We start from the raw sequence: 17,841 nt of genomic DNA, 5'->3' as shown, positions 1-17,841 counted from the left end.
TTATTGCGTTTCCCGTCCGGACCAAGGACGGCCCGGCGAGCCGATCGAATGCCCGGCTGGCATTCGATCGGCATCTCTTTGGATACCATGCTCGATCCCATAATGCTGTGGTTATCGCCGTTCCGCAAATTCCACTCCGGATGCGGTCGCATCTTGAAAATGCTTGGGCTTATGGGATTTGCGGTTGAAATCGCCGTTCCCTTTCGCTAGTTTCGGAAAGAGTCATACTGCTGGGGGTGTCCGTGTCGACCGGCCTTCAGCGGATCGTCGGCGGCGGCAAACGCCAGATCCGGCCGACGACCGCAGGAAGTCACGCCGATACCGGGCTGAGAAAAGACCCTTCGAACCTGACCCGGATCATGCCGGCGCAGGAAAGCAGATGGAACGCGCATCGCCCATCGCCCCGAACGGCCCTGGCTGAAGCAGCGGATCGCCCCAAGACCGCGGCATGACGGCCCCGCACCGTTCCGCGCTTCGCTCGACCGCCTCTCCATCCGCCTGCACGCCGCAACCGGTTTCCACCCCCGGCCCCCCGCAGTCAAAGAGATCCCGATCGGCCACTGGCGCCATGACGCGCCCGATTCGTTACTGAGGAAACCTGATGAGCGCCATTCCACAAGATTTCGTCCGCAAGACCGTCGAGCTGTCTGAGGACGTCACCCGCCCCTTCCCGAGATCGCGCAAGATCCATGTCGCGGGTTCCCGGCCCGATCTGCGCGTGCCCATGCGCGAGGTGTCGCTCACGCCGACACACACCAACGAGGGACAGGAGGAGAATCCACCGGTCCTCATCTACGACACCTCCGGCCCCTATACCGACCCGGACACCCGGATCGACCTGCTCGCCGGTCTGCCCGACGTGCGCACCAAGTGGATCGAGGAGCGCGACGACACCGAGCTGCTCGACGGCCCCTCCTCCGCATTCGGCCGCGCGCGCCAGCACGATCCGGCGCTCGCCCATCTGCGCTTCGAGCATCTGCGCACGCCGCGCCGTGCCAAGCCCGGCCGCAACGTGACCCAGATGCACTATGCCCGCCAGGGAATCGTCACCCCTGAGATGGAATACGTCGCCATCCGCGAGAACATGCGCCTGGACGAGCTGCGTACCGACCCGCGCTATGCCAAGGTGCTGCGCCAGCACCCCGGTCAATCCTTCGGTGCCGCGCTCCCCGAGACCATCACCCCCGAATTCGTGCGCGAGGAGATCGCGCGCGGACGCGCCATCATCCCGGCCAACATCAACCACCCCGAGGTCGAGCCCATGATCATCGGGCGCAACTTCCGGGTGAAGATCAACACCAACATCGGCAACTCGGCCCTGACCTCCTCGATCGAGGAGGAAGTGGAAAAGATGGTCTGGTCGGCGCGCTGGGGCGGCGACACCCTGATGGATCTGTCGACCGGCAAGAACATCCACGAGACGCGCGAGTGGATCCTGCGCAACGCCCCCATGCCGATCGGCACCGTGCCCATCTACCAGGCACTGGAGAAGGTGGACGGCAAGCCGGAGGCGCTGACCTGGGAGATCGTCCGCGATACGCTCGTCGAGCAGGCCGAACAGGGCGTCGACTATTTCACCATCCATGCCGGGGTGTTGCTGCGCTACGTGCCACTGACCGCAGACCGGCTCACCGGCATCGTCTCGCGCGGCGGCTCCATCCTCGCCAAGTGGTGTCTCGCGCATCACCAGGAAAACTTCCTCTACACCCATTTCGCCGAGATCTGCGAGATCATGAAGGCCTACGACGTCGCCTTCAGTCTGGGCGACGGACTGCGTCCCGGCTCGCTGGCCGACGCCAACGACCGCGCTCAGTTCGCCGAACTCGAAACCCTGGGCGAACTCACCAAGGTCGCCTGGGAGCACGACGTCCAGGTCATGATCGAGGGTCCCGGCCATGTCCCGCTGCAGATGGTTCGGGAGAACGTGACCAAGGAACTGAAGGACTGCTTCGAGGCGCCCTTCTACACCCTCGGGCCTCTGGTCACCGACATTGCGCCGGCCTACGACCACATCACCTCGGGGATCGGCGCCGCCAATATCGGCTGGTACGGCACCGCCATGCTCTGCTACGTCACCCCCAAGGAGCATCTGGGCCTGCCCGACAAGCAGGACGTGCGCGACGGCATCGTCACCTACAAGATCGCCGCCCACGCCGCCGACCTGGCCAAGGGCCTGCCGGGCGCCCAGATTCAGGACAACGCCCTCTCCAAGGCCCGCTTCGAATTCCGCTGGGAGGACCAGTTCAACCTCTCGCTCGATCCCGACCGCGCCCGCGAGTACCACGATCAAACCATGCCGCACGTCTCGCACAAGGTCGCCCATTTCTGCTCCATGTGCGGACCGCACTTCTGTTCCATGAAGATCACCCAGGACGTGCGCGACTATGCCGAGAGCCATCGGATCGAGAATCTGGACGCCGCGGTGGAGGAAGGCATGAAGGAGAAGGCGCGGGAGTTCCGCCAGGAAGGCGCCGACATCTATCGAGCCGTCTGAGCCGATGCCAGTCGGCCATTCGGCCGCCTCATCGACGATCGACGGACCGCAGAATTCCCTTTCGCAACTTCCGCTATGATTCCAGAAGGTGAATAATCCTGTCGTCCGGGCGTTCTGCCCGGACGACAGGATAGGCCCGTCAGAGGGTTGGAACGAGCGCCGCTCGCACCCTCGAGGTCACTGCTCCCCGAGGGACCGAACGAGCGCTCACTGACTCTCGCATCATCCAGGGGCCACATGCCTTCCCGAGTATCGATCAGCCCCCGCTCACGAGACAAGCTCACCGAGCGCATCGAAGGACTGCGACCCTGCCCCGCGGCCGCCGCACGACTTTACGCCCAGCAGGCCAATGCCTTGGCATCGGCGGTATCCAACCGGCTGGCCCATCATCCCAAGATCAAACATTTCCTCAACGGCAAGCCGTTTCGGCTGCTCGAGGTCAATCATCGCAACCATGCGGCATTGGTCGCCGAGATCCTGCGGACGAACGATTTCGAGCTACTGACCCGGACCCTGCCCTGGTCCTACCACGCCTATCGCGGCCAAGGCGTGCCCTACGACTACTTCCAGGAGCTGACCCTGGCCTGGAAAGCGGCAATCCAGGCCCAGCTGCCCGCCCGGGAAGCGGATTACCTGACGGCGCTCTACGACTGGATGCACGAGGCGCATCAGGACATCATCGACGCCGCCGAGTCCTATCGCGTCGAGCGGCCTCGAACCCCACAGGAACTGCACGAGCGCTATTCGCTGATCCTCGAGGCACTGATCGCGGGCGACCATCTGGGCGCGCTCGATCTCTGCCAGGACATGCTCGACGAGGGGCTTGCCTTCCCGAAACTGCTCCAGTACATCGTCTACCCGGCGATGTTCGAGGTCGGCATGCGCTGGGAGCGGGGCGAGATCACGACCGCCGTGGAGCATCAGGCGACGTCCGCCACCTATCTGCTGCTCTCGACCCTCTATTACGCCTTGCCATTCGCGGCGCCCCATCGCGGCGAGGCGCTGGTGAGCCCGGTCACCAACGAATTCCACGAGCTCGGGGCCTGGATGGTCACCTCCTGTCTCGAGCTCGACGGCTGGGACGTGACCCAGCTTCCCGGGGACGCCAGCCAGGACGACATCGTCGAGACAGCGCGGCACCTCGCGCCGCGATTCATCGCCCTGTCGATCAGTCTGGTCGGCAACGCACCGGTCGCACGCCAGATCATCCGGGCCATTCGCGACGCGCTCTCGCCGCATGGAGACACCCGCATCCTGGTCGGTGGCCGCGCCCTGCTGACCGCGCCATCCCTGGCCGAATGGCTCGGCGCCGACCTCTGGCTCCCGGATTGCGAGTCGGCCGTCGCCTGGGCGCGCACCCTGCCGCCAGCGCCATGAGCGACGCACAGGACAAAGAACAGGATCTGCTGTGGGCGCTGAATCGCTACGTCATGGGCTCGGGACGCCTGCTGGTGGTCGAGCTCGACCCGACGGGCCGCATCAGGGACTGCAACGTCGCCTTCCGCTCGCGCTTCGCCGGATTCAACCAGCTCAGCGGCGAGCCCATGACCAAGCTCTTCGCCGGCAGCATGGGCGACTCACTGGATCTCGAGCCGGGCATTCCGCGCCGCACCGGGATCAGCCATGTGCTGATCGACCGCCGATCGGACGAGACCTTTCTCTTCCAGACCTACCGGGTCGGCGATGGAAGCCTGCTGATCGGCGAACCGGCCGACTCGGAGGAAAGCGACGTCGTCGAGCGCATGGGTCATCTGGCGATCGAGATGTCGCGTCTGGTCCGCGACCTGCGCAAGACCAACCAGGATCTCCGAGCGGTCAATGCGCGCGCCGAGAAGCTGGCACGCACCGACCCGCTGACCGGGATCGCCAATCGACGCTATTTCATGGAGCGTCTGCGACTGAGCATCGAGCACTCTCAGAGCCGCGGCCACGCGCTGTCGCTCCTGATGATCGACCTCGACCATTTCAAGGACATCAACGACCGCTTCGGACACGTCGGCGGCGATTCGGCCCTGATCGCCGTCGCCTCCCTCCTGGTCTCCCAGCTGCGCGCCGTGGACCTGTCGGGGCGTTTCGGCGGCGAGGAATTCATCCTCTTCATGCAGGACGCCGCGCTGCCGGAAGCCACCAAGGTCGCCGAGCGTCTGCGCGAGCGTATCGGAACCTTACGGCCTTGCACCGAGGAGGTCCGCATCTCGGCCAGTATCGGCGTAACGGAACTCGCACCGGACGACGACCCGGAATCGCTCATCAAGCGCGCCGACACCCTGCTCTACCGCGCCAAGACCGGGGGGCGCGACCGCGTGGTCTCCAGTAGCAAGGAAGCAATGGAGACGGGCCTTCGAAACACCGATTGATCGCCTATTCCCGGCCGAAGAAGACGACTTGCACCGGCCTCGAGCGGCTGGCAGATTGCGACCGAGCCAGCCGCTCCAGGACCGGATCATGCCCCGGACAGGAATCAATCTCTCGATCAGGACGCACCATGACAGACCAACGCTTCCCCCTCCGACTCGACCTGAAACAGGGCGCCGTGGATATGAGCCATGGCTCCGGCGGCCGGGCCATGGCACAGCTCATCGCCGAGGTCTTCCAGCCATCCCTGGAGAACCCCTTGCTGGCCCAGGGCAACGACCAGGCACTCTTCTCGCCTCCACCGGGAAGACTGGTCATGAGCACCGACGGCCATGTCATCTCCCCGCTGTTCTTTCCGGGAGGGGACATCGGCTGTCTGTCCGTGCACGGAACCATCAACGACGTCGCCATGGCTGGCGCGCGCCCGCTCTATCTCTCAGCGGGCTTCGTCCTGGAAGAGGGATTCCCGCTCAGGGATCTGCTCCGTATCGTCCGGAGCATGGGCGAAGCGGCGCAGGCCGCCGGGGTTCCAATCGTCACGGGAGACACCAAGGTGGTCGAGCGCGGCAAGGGCGACGGCGTCTTCATCACGACCACGGGCATCGGCGTGGTACCGGACGGAATCCGGATCTCGGGCGAACTGGCGCGGCCGGGCGATGCCATCCTGGTGAGCGGGAGCATCGGCGATCACGGAGTCGCCATCCTCTCCAAACGGGAAAACCTGGGTTTCGCGACCGAGATCCGCTCGGACACGGCCGCGCTGCATGATCTGGTCGCGGCCATGGTCGCCGCCGTGCCCGAGATCCACTGTCTGCGCGACCCGACCCGGGGAGGACTGGCGACGACCCTGAACGAATTGGCATTCCAATCGGGCGTCGGCATGCAGATCCGCGAAGAGCGCATACCGGTCGCGGCCGAGGTGAGCGCCGCCTGCGAGCTTCTGGGACTCGACCCGCTCTATGTCGCCAACGAGGGCAAGCTCATCGCCATCTGCCCAGGCGAACGCGCCGAAAGTCTCCTGTCGGCCATGCGCGCCCACCCCTTGGGTGCCGAATCGGCGATCATCGGCGAAGTCGTCGAGGATCCCATGCATTTCGTGCAGATGGAGACCCGGTTCGGCGGAAGCCGGATCGTCGACTGGCTGGCCGGCGAGCAGCTGCCCCGGATCTGCTGAATCCAGCCCCGGCCGGAGCCGGCGTCCGCAGACTCGATCCCGACCGGACACGCGAAGCTGACGCCTCTACGGGGTGGATCTGCCCCGCCATTTGTAATAAGGTCGGCCGGTCTTCGGGTATCGCCCGAGGCGCATATAACAATGACGAGGAGAAACCCGCATGTTTTCCAGACTGATCGCCATCGCCGCCGCAGCCCTGCTGTGCGGCTCAGTCAGCCTCGCACTGGCCGCGGACATGGCCACCCCGGACGAGGCCAAGGCCATGTCGCAGAAGGCCCGGGCAGCCGTCAACGAGATGGGCAAGGAGGAGGCGTTCGCCGCTTTCTCCGCGAACGACGGCGGCTTCAAGGACAAGGATCTCTACGTCTTCTGCATGGATATGGACGGCGTCATGCTCTCCCATGCCATGAAGCCCGAGCTGATCGGCAAGAACCTGTTCGATTTCAACAAGTACGGAGACGCGCTCTTCCAGGACATGATCGAGGTCGCCAAGACCTCCGGCGCGGGTTGGGTCGACTACAAATGGCCCTATCCGGGCTCGGACGAGATCCGCGAGAAGACCAGCTATGTCATGATCAATGATGCGGGCTTCTTCTGCGGGGTCGGCGCCTACAAGTAATGGTTCGTGCGCCCGACGGCACCTTGGCCGAGAAGCGCGAGAAGGAAACACCACGAACGTGGTGTTTCCGAATACGGATCGTCGGTTCCGACCTAGGGCCTACCTAGACCCGATAGAGCCTGTGTCAGGACTCGGGCGCCTCGTCCTCGTTGGCGGCCTCGGGCAATGCCCCGAGTTCCGTCTCGGCCTCGGCAAGTTTCAAGAGGGTCGCCTGTCCGCGCTCGTCGGTCTGGCGGAAGAACTCCACCAGCTGACGCTCCTGAGGAGACAATGGATCCTTGTCGTCCAGGCATAGCAGATAGGTTGGGGTCACAGTCCCGAGAGCGACCGACAACTCATGGGCCTCCTCCAGCCCCATCCGGCGAATTCCTTGCTCGTAGTTGCTGATGCGAGACTTGGAGAGGGAGTTCGTGCGACCGGAGAGATCGGAGAGACTGAGCTTCTGCTCCTGTCGGGCCGCGCGCAGGCGTTGGCCAATTCGTTTTGTCAGGTCCATAGGATAGGTTTCAACAAGCCTTTTTCGTTTGCGAGTACTAGAGTGAGTGAACGATAGGCGACGGCTAAGTCCGCCCGCACGAGCAGGCCTGGCACACGTCCGATATGCGGGAACTCAACCGTCGGTTCGCCGTCCGGCGTGGAGCGCGTCAGCGCTCCCCGAGGCTTGGCGTCAGTGATGATTTCGGAGATTCTCAGCCCAGAAATGCATCTTCCCATTCGGCGTCGCCGACGGTTTGGGGTTGTGGCTCCACGACCCGATCCGCGAATGCCCGATCCAGCGTCTTGATGAAACACTTGGTCTGAGGTGACAGGAACTTCCCACGGCGCTGCACGATGCCGTAGCTGCGCTTGGGGAAATACTGCCCGATGGGGATGACCCCCAGATTCTCTGTCCCTGTGAGACAGACGTCGGTCACGATCGAGATGCCGAGACCAAGCTCGACGTACTTCTTGATGACCTCCCAGCCACCCGCCTCCATGGTGACCCGGTAGCCCAGATTGTGCTGCTTGAACACAAGGTCCACCATCCGCCAGGTGCTCAGATGACGCGGCGGCAGGATGAGTCCGTAGGGCGCGATATCTTCGAGCGTGACCGACGTCCTGTCGGCGAGCGGATGATCCTTGGGCGTGATCAGGGTCGGCTGATAGGTGACGAAAGGTCGATAACTGATGTCGTCCGGGACCTCCATCATGGAGCCCACGGCGAGATCGACCTCATCGGCCCGCAGCATCGCCAGGCCATCGCGCCCGGTCACGTTGTGGAGCTTGAGCTCGATCCCTGGATATTGATCGACGAACGCCTGCACCGGACCGGGCAGAATATAGAGAATGGTCGACTCGCCCGCGGCGATGTTGAGCACCCCCTGATCCACCCGGCCACATTGCGTCGCGAAGGTCTCGTGGAGCTTGTCCATGCCCTCGACGAGCGGTTCGGCCATCTGGAACAGCAGATCCCCCTCGGGGGTCAGCTTGATCTTGGGGCCTCGCCGCTCGAAGAGCACGGTACCGAACTCGCGTTCCAATGCCTGGATCTGCAGTGAAACGGTCGGCTGACTGAGAAAGATCTTTTCCGCCGCGGCACTGACGCTGCCGGTGCGCGCCGCATGACAGAAGGCCCTCAGCTGTTTGAGGCGATTCTGTTTGTAATGAATCTGAGATCCTGCACCCACGGTCACACCTATCCTTCGCCCAATGATGACGATTGATAGTAGCCCAGGCTAGGCATTGATAGAAGCAATAAACGCATAGATTCTGGATGCGACGGGGAAAGTGGAACTCTGTTCACGCAATGAATACAGATCCGCTCAGCCCTCGTCGAGCTGACGCAGTATGTTGCGAGCGACCCGACGCTGATCCGCGTCCCCTTCTTCCAACACCTCGTAGAGCACCTGACGCGCCGCGAACTCGTTGTCCAGCTCGCGCAGCCGGTTGGCCCGGAGAATCTTCTCTTCGACGCCGTTGACGGATGCGGCGACCGGTTTCGTCACCGTCGCCGGCTTGGGGATCTCCACCTCTTCCGCGTCGATCAGATCCAGCTCGGCCTCCATCTCCTCATCGGACATGGGATGCCAACCATCCTCGGAGCCGGACCTGGGGCTCAACTCGCCGCCGACAGGCGCATCCGAGTTTGGCGCAGGTGTCGCACCTGGCTTCGGCGTGGGGGGGCTGGCGGATGTCGGAGCTCCAGCCGGCGATATCCCCGAATCCTTCTCACGATGACGCAGCAGGATGCGCGAGGCGACGATCCCGAGTTCGAACAGCAGCCACATGGGAACGGCCAGCAGCGTCTGCGAGATGACGTCGGGAGGCGTCAGCAGCATGCCGACGACGAAGACCCCGACGATGACATAGGGTCGCTTGCGCGCCAGGGCCTCGGGCGTCACCGCGCCGATGGCCACCAGCAGAATGGTGGCGATGGGAATCTCGAAGGCCAGGCCGAAGGCGAAGAAGAGCGTCAGCACGAAATCCAGATAGGCCGAGATGTCGGTCATCATCTCGACCCCCGCCGGCGTCGTCCCGGCCATGAAGCCGAAGACCAGCGGGAAGACCACGAAATAGGCGAAAGCCATGCCCACGTAGAAGAGCAGGATGCTCGAAACCAGCAGGGGCACGGCGAGACGCTTCTCGTGCTGATAGAGTCCCGGCGCGACGAAGGCCCAGACCTGATAGAGCAGATAGGGCATGGCCAGGAACACCGCCGCCACCAAGGCCAGCTTGAACGGGGTCAGAAAGGGGGACGCCACCTGGGTGGCGATCATGGTGTTGCCTTCGGGCAGCTGCGCCAGCAGCGGGGCCGCAACGTAGGAGTAGAGACCGTTGGCGAAGGGGAACACCAGGAGCACGACCACGCCGACCGCGATCAGCATGCGGATCATGCGATCGCGCAGCTCGACCAGATGGGAAATGAAGGGCTGTTCGGCGCCCGGATCGTCGGGCTGCATGGCGGAGGGCATGGATATGGCTCTTTCGGTTGGAGGCTGCCGTGGATGCGGAGGCTCGTCGGGATTCGCTCGACGGCCGGGCACGGGCTAGGATCTGGATGCCCGAACCACCGATCGCGGCTGTCGCATCCTCATCCCCGCCAACACCGCCAGAGCGCACCCCCTAGAGACACCCGACAGCGGCGCTACCGGGGCAGAAACGAAGGAGGCGCGTCAAGCGGGCGCCGCCGGGACGGACTCAAACGTGCGGACGATCCTCCGACCTGGGTTTCGCGGACTCGGACGGCGAGGCCGAATCGTCGCGCTTGGCCTCCACCTCCTCGGCGGATTCCTGCTGGGACATGGCGCTACGAAAGCCCTTGACGGCGCTTCCGAGGTCGGAGCCGATGCTCTTCAAACGCTTGGTCCCGAACAGCAGCACCACGATCACAAGAATGATCAGCAGTTGCCAGATACTGATTCCACCCGCACCCATGCTATATCTCCGGGCCGCCGAGGGTCGGCGGCGGTCGATTGTCGTTCAGTGTAGATCGGAAGACCTATCGGTCACGCCCGTACGAGGCCATCCTAGCGGGTTCGGGCACAGAGAGGCGACCGGGGCCTTCCGCAACCATTGCGTAATACTACTCTATCAAGGCGCGTAATCGCTACTGGCATTCGGGTATCACTTGGCGCGACGGGCCTTTTCCTCCAGACCGGACAGACCGAAGCGCCGATCCAGCTCGGCCAGCACCGACTCGGGACCCAGATTCTGGTGGGCCAAGAGTACCAGAGTGTGGAACCATAAATCTGCGACCTCGTACACGATCTTGTCGGGCACCCCATCCTTGGCCGCCATCACGGTCTCGGTCGCCTCTTCGCCCACCTTCTTGAGGATGGCGTCCAGGCCCTTCGAATAGAGCTTGGCCACATAGGAGGACTCCGGATCCGCGGCCTTACGCTCCTCGAGAACGGCGGCCAGGCGCGTCAATGTATCGGTCATATCTGTAAGGCCCCGCTCAGGACTTGCGATAGATGGCTTCGGGATCGCGCAGCACGGGGGCGATCTCCGCCCAGTCGCCGTTCGCGTCCAGTTGACGGAAGAAACAGTGGTGCCGCCCGGTGTGACAGGCGATCCCGCCCTTCTGGTCCACCTCGATCAGGATCACGTCGGCGTCGCAGTCGACGCGGATCGCGTGCACGATCTGCTGGTTCCCGGACTCTTCGCCCTTGTGCCACAAGCGACCGCGCGAGCGCGACCAGTAGACCGCATGACCGGTTTCGCGGGTCAGACGCAGTGCCTCGCGATTCATCCAGGCCATCATGAGGATCACGCCGGTTCCGGTTTCCTGGGCGATGGCCGGAACCAATCCATCGGCATCCCACTTGATGGTATCGAGCCAGGAATCGGTCATGGTCGGGGGTACTCCGGAAGACATGGATCAGGGCTGGGTCAGGCTGTCGGCGAGCCGCTGTCCCTCGGCGAAATCGAGCGTCCCTTCGTAGATGGCGCGCCCGGTGATGGCCGCGGTGATGCCGCACGAGGCCGCCTCGGCGAGCGCGCGGATGTCCTCGATCCCCGTGATGCCGCCCGAGGCGACCACGGGCGTGCGAATGGCCTCGGCCAGCGCCCGGGTCGCCTCGACGTTGGGACCGCTCAGCATGCCGTCGCGCCCGATGTCCGTGTAGACGATGGCCGAGATGCCGTCGTCCTCGAAACGCCTGGCCAGATCCTCGACCCGGTGCGGCGTGATCTCGGCCCAGCCCTTGATGGCGACCTGACCCTCCTTGGCATCCAGTCCGACCATCACGTGTCCGGGAAAGGCGCGGCAGGCGCGGGCGACGAACTCGGGCTCCTTGACCGCCTGGGTGCCGATGATGCAGAAGGAGACGCCCGCATTCAGATAGGCCTCGATGGTGGCCTCGTCGCGAATGCCGCCGCCGACCTGGATCGGCAGATCCGGATAGGCCGCCGCGATACCGCGGATGGCCTCGCCGTTCACCGGCTCGCCCGCGAAGGCGCCGTTGAGGTCGACCAGATGCAGCCGACGCGCGCCCTCGCGCACCCAGCGGCCGGCCATCTCGACCGGGTCGTCGGAGAAGATGGTCTCGTCGTCCATGCGGCCCTGGCGCAGGCGCACGCAGCGCCCGTCCTTCAAATCGATTGCGGGGATCAACAGCACCGGATTGGTCTCTCGCCGTTCGTGGAAATCGGATCGGGTTGGAGGGGGCTAGAGCGCCCCTTTGGTCGAGGGGGTAACCCCGGCCATGCGCGGATCGGGCTCGACGGCCATGCGCAACGCGCGGCCGAAGGCCTTGAAGATGGTCTCGGCCTGATGATGGGCGTTGGTGCCGCGCAGATTGTCGATGTGCAGCGTCATGCCGGCGTGATTGACCAGACCGTGGAAGAATTCCTCGAACAGGTCCACGTCGAAGGCCCCGATCATGGCGCGGCTGAAGTCGACCTCGTAGACCAGACCGGGCCGCCCGGAGAGGTCGATCACCACCCGGGACAGCGCCTCGTCCAGCGGAACGTAGGCATGACCGTAGCGGCGGATCCCGCGCTTGTCGTCCAGCGCCTTGGCCAGCGCCTGGCCGAGGGTGATGCCGATGTCCTCGACCGTGTGATGGGCGTCGATATGGAGATCGCCGACGGCCTGGATATCGAGATCGATCAGACCGTGGCGCGCCACCTGATCCAGCATGTGATCGAGGAAATGGACGCCGGTCTGGAACTCGGACCGGCCGCTGCCGTCCAGATCGATCTCGATCCGGATCTGGGTTTCCAATGTATTGCGCTCGACACGAGCCCGGCGGCTGGAGATTTCTGAGGCCATCTGTTGGTCGTCAGGATTCATCGAGTCGGCATTAAACCACAGCCGGGCCTGCGTTCATACGGCCCCTGCCCGCCAGCGCAAGGAAGGATCCGGCGACGCGCCGGAATCAGAAGGCGATCAGATAGACCTCGACCAGCCCAGTCCGACCTCCATTCGCGGTCTCTGCGTCCTCCGCGATCGGCCGACCAGTGCCGGCCACCTCCAGCCGAATGCGCTCCGCCTCGACTCCCCGGTCGATCAGAAACGTCTTCACCGCACCCAGAATATCCTCCGACCGAAATCCCGTGCCGGAACCTTCCCCTGGGACATCGGCGGATCCGCGCAACAGCGCCCGCAAGCGGGGATGACGCATGAGAACATCCGCGAGCCGGGCGAGCGAATCGGGAACCTTCGATGTCGTGCGATCGGAAGACAGGGGTCCAGGGATGTCGGTATCGGACAGAGACACCAGGATGCCTTGCTGGGTATGACGGGCCCGAAGCATGGCCAGATCCCGCTCCAGTCGCGCCTGACCATGCTCACGCTCGCGCAAGGCGGAACGCGCGCGCGTCAATTCATCCTGGTGCGCCTTGGCGATCGAGGTCAATTCCTCGAGGATGCGCGCGTGCTCGCGCTCGAAGGCCAGCTGCTGCTGATGCCTCAATGACGCCACCTCGGCCTCCACCCGCGCGAGACGGGCCTGGAGGTCGCGCAGGCGCTCCGCCGGACCCGCATCCGACTCAGCGGGACCGGATCGAGCCGCGTCCCCGACCTGGGACGCAGAGGTCTCGGCCGCCTCGCCGGGCCCCGTGCCCCGGCCGGGCGGACCGAGGTCCTCATCCTGCCGATCGCCCGTCCGATACGCCAGCAGCAGACCGGCCGCGAACGTCAGCATCAGATACAGCAGAGGGATCAGGATTCTCGATCGATATGACCGGCTCGAACTGGACATGGCCTTGAATATCACCCGCAGGAACAAATGCGACGAACGCCGATCCGGCCGACGGAGTCGCCGCCGTCAGCGAAGAAAGTGTAACCCCGAGCAATGCCGTCCGGCATGGAAATCTGCGCGACGCGTAACGCTCGAAGCGGAAGACTGGACGGGGGCTCGCCGGCTCTTATAGGCTGCCGACTCCCAAACTTCTCAACCGATTCGAATGCCGCCGGATGGGCGGTCATCCGACTCAAGGAGCGGTCATGTTACTCAGCGTCGTTCTGCCACTGCTCTTCGTCCTCATCGTCGTTCCCATCGTATTCCTGCTCTACGGGATCGCCCGCTGGCAATCCGCAACGGGAAACCGGCTCGAGCGACTCGAGGGAACCCGCTCTCAGCTGCCGACCCGGACCTTCGATCCGAACGAACTCGCCCCGCTACCCGAGCCGGTACAGCGCTATTTCAATGCGGCACTCACACCTGGACAGCCACTGATCGCGGTCGCCGAACTGGGCCACATCGGCCAGCTCAGCGTCTCCGAACGCTGGGCCCCATTCAGATCGAGTCAGACGGTTTGCACGCACCGCCCCGGGTTCGACTGGGATGCCCGCATCCGCCGAGCCCCCGGAGTTCAGGTATTCATGCACGACACCTACATCGCCGGAGAGGGCTCGATGAAGGCCGCCCTGTCCGGACTCTTCGTGGTCGCCGACCATGGCGACGGGCTCCGGCTCGCTCAGGCCGGGATGATGCGCTTCCTGGCCGAAGCGGTCTGGTATCCGACCAAGCTGCTGCCCAGCCAGGGCGTGGCCTGGGAGGCGATCGACGAGACATGCGCGCGCGCGACGCTGACGGACGGGGACACGAGCGTCGCGCTCGTCTTCGGATTCGACGAGACCGGCATGATCCGCAGCGCGCGCGCCGACGCACGCTATCGGCCGGACCACGGAGATCTGATCGAGACGCCATGGGAGATGAGTTTCCGGGGCTACGAGACGCGCAGCGGCATGCGCGTCCCCATCCATGGCGAGGCCGCCTGGATACTCCCCACCGGTCCGAGCCCCTACTGGCGAGGCCAGCTCGCCGAGGCGCTCTACAAGTTCGCCCCCTGAGCACGGAGGTCGAAGGGGCGATGCGGCCCTGGCCGCCCGCCCCGATCCCTCATCCCTGCAGCTTGCGCCTGAGGATCTCGTTGACCTGGCCCGGGTTGGCCTTGCCGCCGCTCTGTTTCATCACCTGACCGACGAAGAAGCCGAAGATCTTGTCCTTGCCCGAGCGGTACTGCTCGACCTGAGCCGGATTGGCGGCGACGATGGCGTCGATCATGGATTCGATGGCGCCCGTGTCGGTGATCTGCTTGAGCCCCTGGGACTCGATCACCCGGTCGGCATCGCCCCCGCCGTTCCACATCCCCTCGAACACCTGCTTGGCCAGCTTGCCCGAGATGGTGCCGTCCTTGATGCGAGCGATCAGACCGGCCAGCATGGCCGCGCTCACCGGGCTCTCGCCGATCTCGCACTCGGCCTTGTTGAGCGCCGCCATCAGCTCGCCGCTGACCCAGTTGGCCGCCAGCTTGGGCTCGCCGCTGTCCTTGGCGACCGATTCGAAGTAATCGGCCAGCTCGCGGCTCGCAGTCAGCAGATCGGCGTCGTACTCGGACAGACCGTAGTCGGCCTGAAAGCGCGCGCGCTTGGCATCCGGCAGCTCGGGCAGATCGGCGACGGCCTCGGCGAGGAAGTCGGCGTCGATCTCCAGCGGCAGCAGATCCGGATCCGGGAAATAGCGGTAGTCGTTGGCCTCCTCCTTGGTGCGCATGGAGCGCGTCTCGTCCTTGGCCGCATCGTAGAGCCGGGTCTCCTGGACGACGGTACCGCCCCCTTCGATCAGGTCGATCTGACGCTCGACCTCGAACTGGATCGCCTTCTCCAGGAAGCGGAAGGAGTTGACGTTCTTGATCTCGGCGCGGGTACCGAACTCGGCCTGCCCCACCGGACGCACCGAAACGTTGGCGTCCATGCGGAAGGAGCCCTCCTGCATGTTGCCGTCGCTGATGCCGATGTAGCGCACGATCTGGTGGATCTTCTTGGCGTAGGCCACCGCCTCCTGGGGCGAGCGCATGTCGGGCTCGGAGACGATCTCCAGCAGCGGCGTGCCGGCGCGGTTGAGATCGATCCCGGTGAATCCCTGGAAGTCCTCGTGCAGCGACTTGCCCGCGTCCTCCTCCAGATGGGCGCGCGTGACCCCGATGGTCTTGACCGTACCCTCGTCGAGGACGATCTCGACCTGCCCCTTGCCGACCACCGGCAGCTCGTACTGGCTGATCTGATAGCCCTTGGGCAGATCGGGATAGAAGTAGTTCTTGCGCGCGAAGATGGAGCGCGGCGCGATCTCGGCCTCGATCGCCTTGCCGAAGCGCACGGCGAACCGCACCGCCTGCACGTTGAGCACCGGCAGCACGCCCGGCAGACCCAGATCGATGGCGCACGCCTGGGTGTTGGGATCGGCGCCGAAGGCGGTCGGCGCACCCGAGAAGATCTTGGATTGGGTCGCGAGCTGGGTGTGGATCTCGAGACCGATGACGGTTTCCCATTGCATGGCTTGGCCTGCCTGAATATCAGAATTGAACCGCAAAGGCGCGAAGTGCGCCAAGGCATGGCATCGAAAGGTCGAATTGAAGCCGTCGGCGCGGCATTCATACGGCGCAATAGGCTTCGCTATTGCGCCCTACGCCAAATGAGCCCTTACTCGAACCCCGCCGGCGCAGCCTGATGCCAATGCGTCACGTGCTGGTACTGGTGCGCGACGTTGAGCAGCCGGGCCTCGTCGAAATAGTTGCCGATGACCTGCAGTCCGACCGGCAGGCCGTCGACCGGCTCGACCGGGATGGACATGCCCGGCAGACCTGCGAGGTTGGTCGCGATGGTGTAGATGTCGTTGAGATACATGGACACCGGGTCGTCCATCTTGGCGCCGATGGGGAACGCCGTGGTGGGGCTGGTCGGTCCCATGATGACGTCGACCTGCTCGAAGGCGCGCCTGAAGTCGTCGGCGATGAGATGACGGATCTTCTGGGCCTTGAGGTAATAGGCGTCGTAGTAGCCGGCGGAGAGCGCATAGGTGCCGATCATGATGCGGCGCTGTACCTCGGCACCGAAGCCCTCGGCGCGGCTGCGCTTGTAGAGGTCCTCGAGATCCTTGGGATCCTCGCAGCGATGGCCGTAGCGAACGCCGTCGAAGCGTGCCAGGTTGGACGAGCACTCGGCCGGGGCGACCACGTAGTAGACGGGGACCGAGAGCGGGCTGTTGGGGAGGCTGATCTCGACGATCTCGGCACCGAGCCGCTCGTACTCCTTGATCGCGTCCTGGATGGCCGCACCGACGCGCCCGTCGAGTCCCTCGCCGAAGTACTCCTTGGGCAATCCGATCCGCAGTTCTTTGATGTCATTGTCGAGCGCGTCGACATAGTCCGGCACCGGGACATCGGCGCTGGTGGAATCGCGGCTGTCGAAACCGGCCATCTCGTCGAGGATGAAGGCGGCATCGGCGGCGGAACGCGCCATGACCCCCGCCTGGTCGAGCGAGGAGGCGAAGGCGATCATGCCCCAGCGCGAGCAGCGCCCGTAGGTCGGCTTGATGCCGGTGATGCCGCACAGGGCCGCCGGCTGGCGGATGGATCCGCCGGTATCGGTGCCCGTGGCGGCGGCGCAGAGACGCGCGGCGACGGCCGCGGCCGAGCCGCCCGAGGAGCCGCCCGGCACCCGGGTCTCGTCCCAGGGGTTCTTGACCGGCCCGTAGAAGCTGGTCTCGTTGCTCGACCCCATGGCGAACTCGTCCATGTTGGTCTTGCCGAGCACCACGGCGCCGGCCGCCGCGAGTTTCTCGACCACGGTCGCGTCGTAGGGCGCGATGAAATCGTCGAGCATGCGCGAACCGCAGCTGGTGCGGATGCCCTGGGTGCAGAAGATGTCCTTGTGGGCGATCGGGATGCCGGTGAGCGGCCCCGCCTCGCCGGCCTTCAACGCCCGGTCGGCACGCTCGGCGGCGGCCAGGGCCGGCTCGGCCGAGACCGTGACGTAGGCGTTCAGACGCGGGTCGAGCCGCTCGATGCGCTCCAGATAGTGCCTGGTCAGCTCGACGCTGGAATAGGTGCGCAGCCGCAGGTCGGCGGCCAATTGGGCGATCGATTTGTTCTGCATTATTCGATGACCTTCGGAACCAGATAGAGACCGCTGTCGGTGAGCGGGGCGATGGACTGGAAGTGCTCGCGCTGGTTCGGTTCTGTGGGTTGATCGGGCCGCAGCCGCTGGGCCATGTGCAGCGGATGCGCCATAGGCTCGACGCCGCTGGTATCGACTGCGTCCATCTGGGCGACCAGATCCAGGATGTTGCTGAGGTCCGCCGCGTAGCGCTCGGTCTGCTCGGGCGCGATCGCCAAGCGTGCCAGATGGGCGATCTTCTCGATGTCGGAACGGTCCAATGCCATTGCGATCCTGCCGTGTGCTGAAATCGGGGCAAAATAGCATAGGGGCCG

19 protein-coding genes and 1 riboswitch are annotated in these 17,841 nt (G+C 64.7%); of the genes, 7 read left to right on the top strand and 12 right to left on the bottom strand.

Going from position 1 to position 17,841, the window contains the following annotated elements; genetic code table 11:
- The 6 genes from D779_RS22730 to D779_RS00390 all read left to right on the top strand — a co-directional run.
- On the top strand, positions 1–210 hold a 210-nt coding region (locus D779_RS22730; protein ID WP_232424025.1), incomplete at its 5' end, for a hypothetical protein.
- Between the two features lie 12 nt (positions 211–222).
- A riboswitch (TPP riboswitch) is annotated at positions 223–391 on the top strand.
- A 210-nt stretch (positions 392–601) separates the two neighbouring features.
- Positions 602–2,494, top strand: a complete 1,893-nt coding sequence (gene thiC / locus D779_RS00410) for a phosphomethylpyrimidine synthase ThiC (protein ID WP_043747772.1) — start codon at positions 602–604, stop codon at positions 2,492–2,494.
- A 237-nt stretch (positions 2,495–2,731) separates the two neighbouring features.
- Positions 2,732–3,871, top strand: coding sequence for a cobalamin B12-binding domain-containing protein (locus D779_RS00405; RefSeq protein ID WP_043747770.1), 1,140 nt, complete (start codon positions 2,732–2,734; stop codon positions 3,869–3,871).
- Entirely contained in the window at positions 3,868–4,851 is a 984-nt protein-coding gene (locus D779_RS00400) for a GGDEF domain-containing protein (RefSeq protein ID WP_052347615.1), read from the top strand. Before D779_RS00405 ends, D779_RS00400 begins: the two co-directional genes overlap by 4 nt.
- 128 nt (positions 4,852–4,979) lie before the next feature.
- Positions 4,980–6,023 carry a hydrogenase expression/formation protein HypE gene (hypE, locus tag D779_RS00395; RefSeq protein ID WP_043747766.1) on the top strand — a complete coding sequence of 348 codons (1,044 nt, stop codon included), beginning with the start codon at positions 4,980–4,982 and terminating at the stop codon, positions 6,021–6,023.
- Positions 6,024–6,183: 160 nt separating this feature from the next.
- Positions 6,184–6,642, top strand: coding sequence for a cache domain-containing protein (locus D779_RS00390; protein ID WP_043747764.1), 459 nt, complete (start codon positions 6,184–6,186; stop codon positions 6,640–6,642).
- Between the two features lie 124 nt (positions 6,643–6,766).
- On the opposite strand, the gene D779_RS00385 is transcribed toward D779_RS00390, so the two are convergent.
- The 9 genes from D779_RS00385 to D779_RS21985 form a co-directional block, all read right to left on the bottom strand.
- Positions 6,767–7,138, bottom strand: a complete 372-nt coding sequence (locus D779_RS00385) for a helix-turn-helix domain-containing protein (RefSeq protein ID WP_043747761.1) — start codon at positions 7,136–7,138, stop codon at positions 6,767–6,769.
- 193 nt (positions 7,139–7,331) lie between these two features.
- Complete coding sequence (locus D779_RS00380; protein ID WP_043747804.1) at positions 7,332–8,309, bottom strand: LysR family transcriptional regulator; 978 nt, start codon at positions 8,307–8,309, stop codon at positions 7,332–7,334.
- Between the two features lie 135 nt (positions 8,310–8,444).
- Positions 8,445–9,593 (bottom strand): twin-arginine translocase subunit TatC, encoded by a 1,149-nt coding sequence (gene tatC / locus D779_RS00375; protein ID WP_198295638.1) that lies wholly within the window; start codon positions 9,591–9,593, stop codon positions 8,445–8,447.
- A 226-nt stretch (positions 9,594–9,819) separates the two neighbouring features.
- Positions 9,820–10,056, bottom strand: coding sequence for a twin-arginine translocase TatA/TatE family subunit (gene tatA / locus D779_RS00370; RefSeq protein WP_043747754.1), 237 nt, complete (start codon positions 10,054–10,056; stop codon positions 9,820–9,822).
- Between the two features lie 189 nt (positions 10,057–10,245).
- The gene (locus D779_RS00365) at positions 10,246–10,563 is read right to left on the bottom strand and encodes a phosphoribosyl-ATP diphosphatase (RefSeq protein WP_043747752.1); all 318 of its coding nucleotides are present in this window, start codon (positions 10,561–10,563) and stop codon (positions 10,246–10,248) included.
- A 16-nt stretch (positions 10,564–10,579) separates the two neighbouring features.
- A complete protein-coding gene (gene hisI / locus D779_RS00360; RefSeq protein ID WP_043747750.1) occupies positions 10,580–10,975 on the bottom strand; it encodes a phosphoribosyl-AMP cyclohydrolase in 396 nt (131 codons plus the stop codon).
- A gap of 27 nt (positions 10,976–11,002) precedes the next feature.
- Positions 11,003–11,743 (bottom strand): 1-(5-phosphoribosyl)-5-[(5-phosphoribosylamino)methylideneamino]imidazole-4-carboxamide isomerase, encoded by a 741-nt coding sequence (hisA, locus tag D779_RS00355; protein ID WP_043747748.1) that lies wholly within the window; start codon positions 11,741–11,743, stop codon positions 11,003–11,005.
- A 48-nt stretch (positions 11,744–11,791) separates the two neighbouring features.
- Positions 11,792–12,397: an imidazoleglycerol-phosphate dehydratase HisB gene (hisB, locus tag D779_RS00350; protein ID WP_043747745.1), complete on the bottom strand. Its 606-nt coding sequence runs from the start codon at positions 12,395–12,397 to the stop codon at positions 11,792–11,794.
- Positions 12,398–12,503: 106 nt separating this feature from the next.
- A complete protein-coding gene (locus D779_RS21985) occupies positions 12,504–13,271 on the bottom strand; it encodes a hypothetical protein (RefSeq protein ID WP_157726285.1) in 768 nt (255 codons plus the stop codon).
- A gap of 302 nt (positions 13,272–13,573) precedes the next feature.
- On the opposite strand from D779_RS21985, the gene D779_RS00340 reads away from it, so the two are divergent.
- Entirely contained in the window at positions 13,574–14,422 is an 849-nt protein-coding gene (locus D779_RS00340) for a DUF6920 family protein (protein WP_043747739.1), read from the top strand.
- Between the two features lie 49 nt (positions 14,423–14,471).
- On the opposite strand, the gene gatB is transcribed toward D779_RS00340, so the two are convergent.
- The 3 genes from gatB to gatC all read right to left on the bottom strand — a co-directional run bounded on the left by gatB (position 14,472) and on the right by gatC (position 17,793).
- Complete coding sequence (gene gatB / locus D779_RS00335; RefSeq protein ID WP_269747357.1) at positions 14,472–15,923, bottom strand: Asp-tRNA(Asn)/Glu-tRNA(Gln) amidotransferase subunit GatB; 1,452 nt, start codon at positions 15,921–15,923, stop codon at positions 14,472–14,474.
- Between the two features lie 128 nt (positions 15,924–16,051).
- Complete coding sequence (gatA, locus tag D779_RS00330; RefSeq protein WP_043747733.1) at positions 16,052–17,506, bottom strand: Asp-tRNA(Asn)/Glu-tRNA(Gln) amidotransferase subunit GatA; 1,455 nt, start codon at positions 17,504–17,506, stop codon at positions 16,052–16,054.
- A complete protein-coding gene (gene gatC / locus D779_RS00325) occupies positions 17,506–17,793 on the bottom strand; it encodes an Asp-tRNA(Asn)/Glu-tRNA(Gln) amidotransferase subunit GatC (RefSeq protein ID WP_043747731.1) in 288 nt (95 codons plus the stop codon). Before gatC ends, gatA begins: the two co-directional genes overlap by 1 nt.
- Positions 17,794–17,841 lie beyond the last annotated feature (48 nt).

It is taken from the genome of Imhoffiella purpurea (assembly GCF_000585215.1).
Classification (GTDB): Bacteria; Pseudomonadota; Gammaproteobacteria; order Chromatiales; family Chromatiaceae; genus Imhoffiella; species Imhoffiella purpurea.
This window is presented reverse-complemented; position numbering and strand designations above follow the sequence as displayed.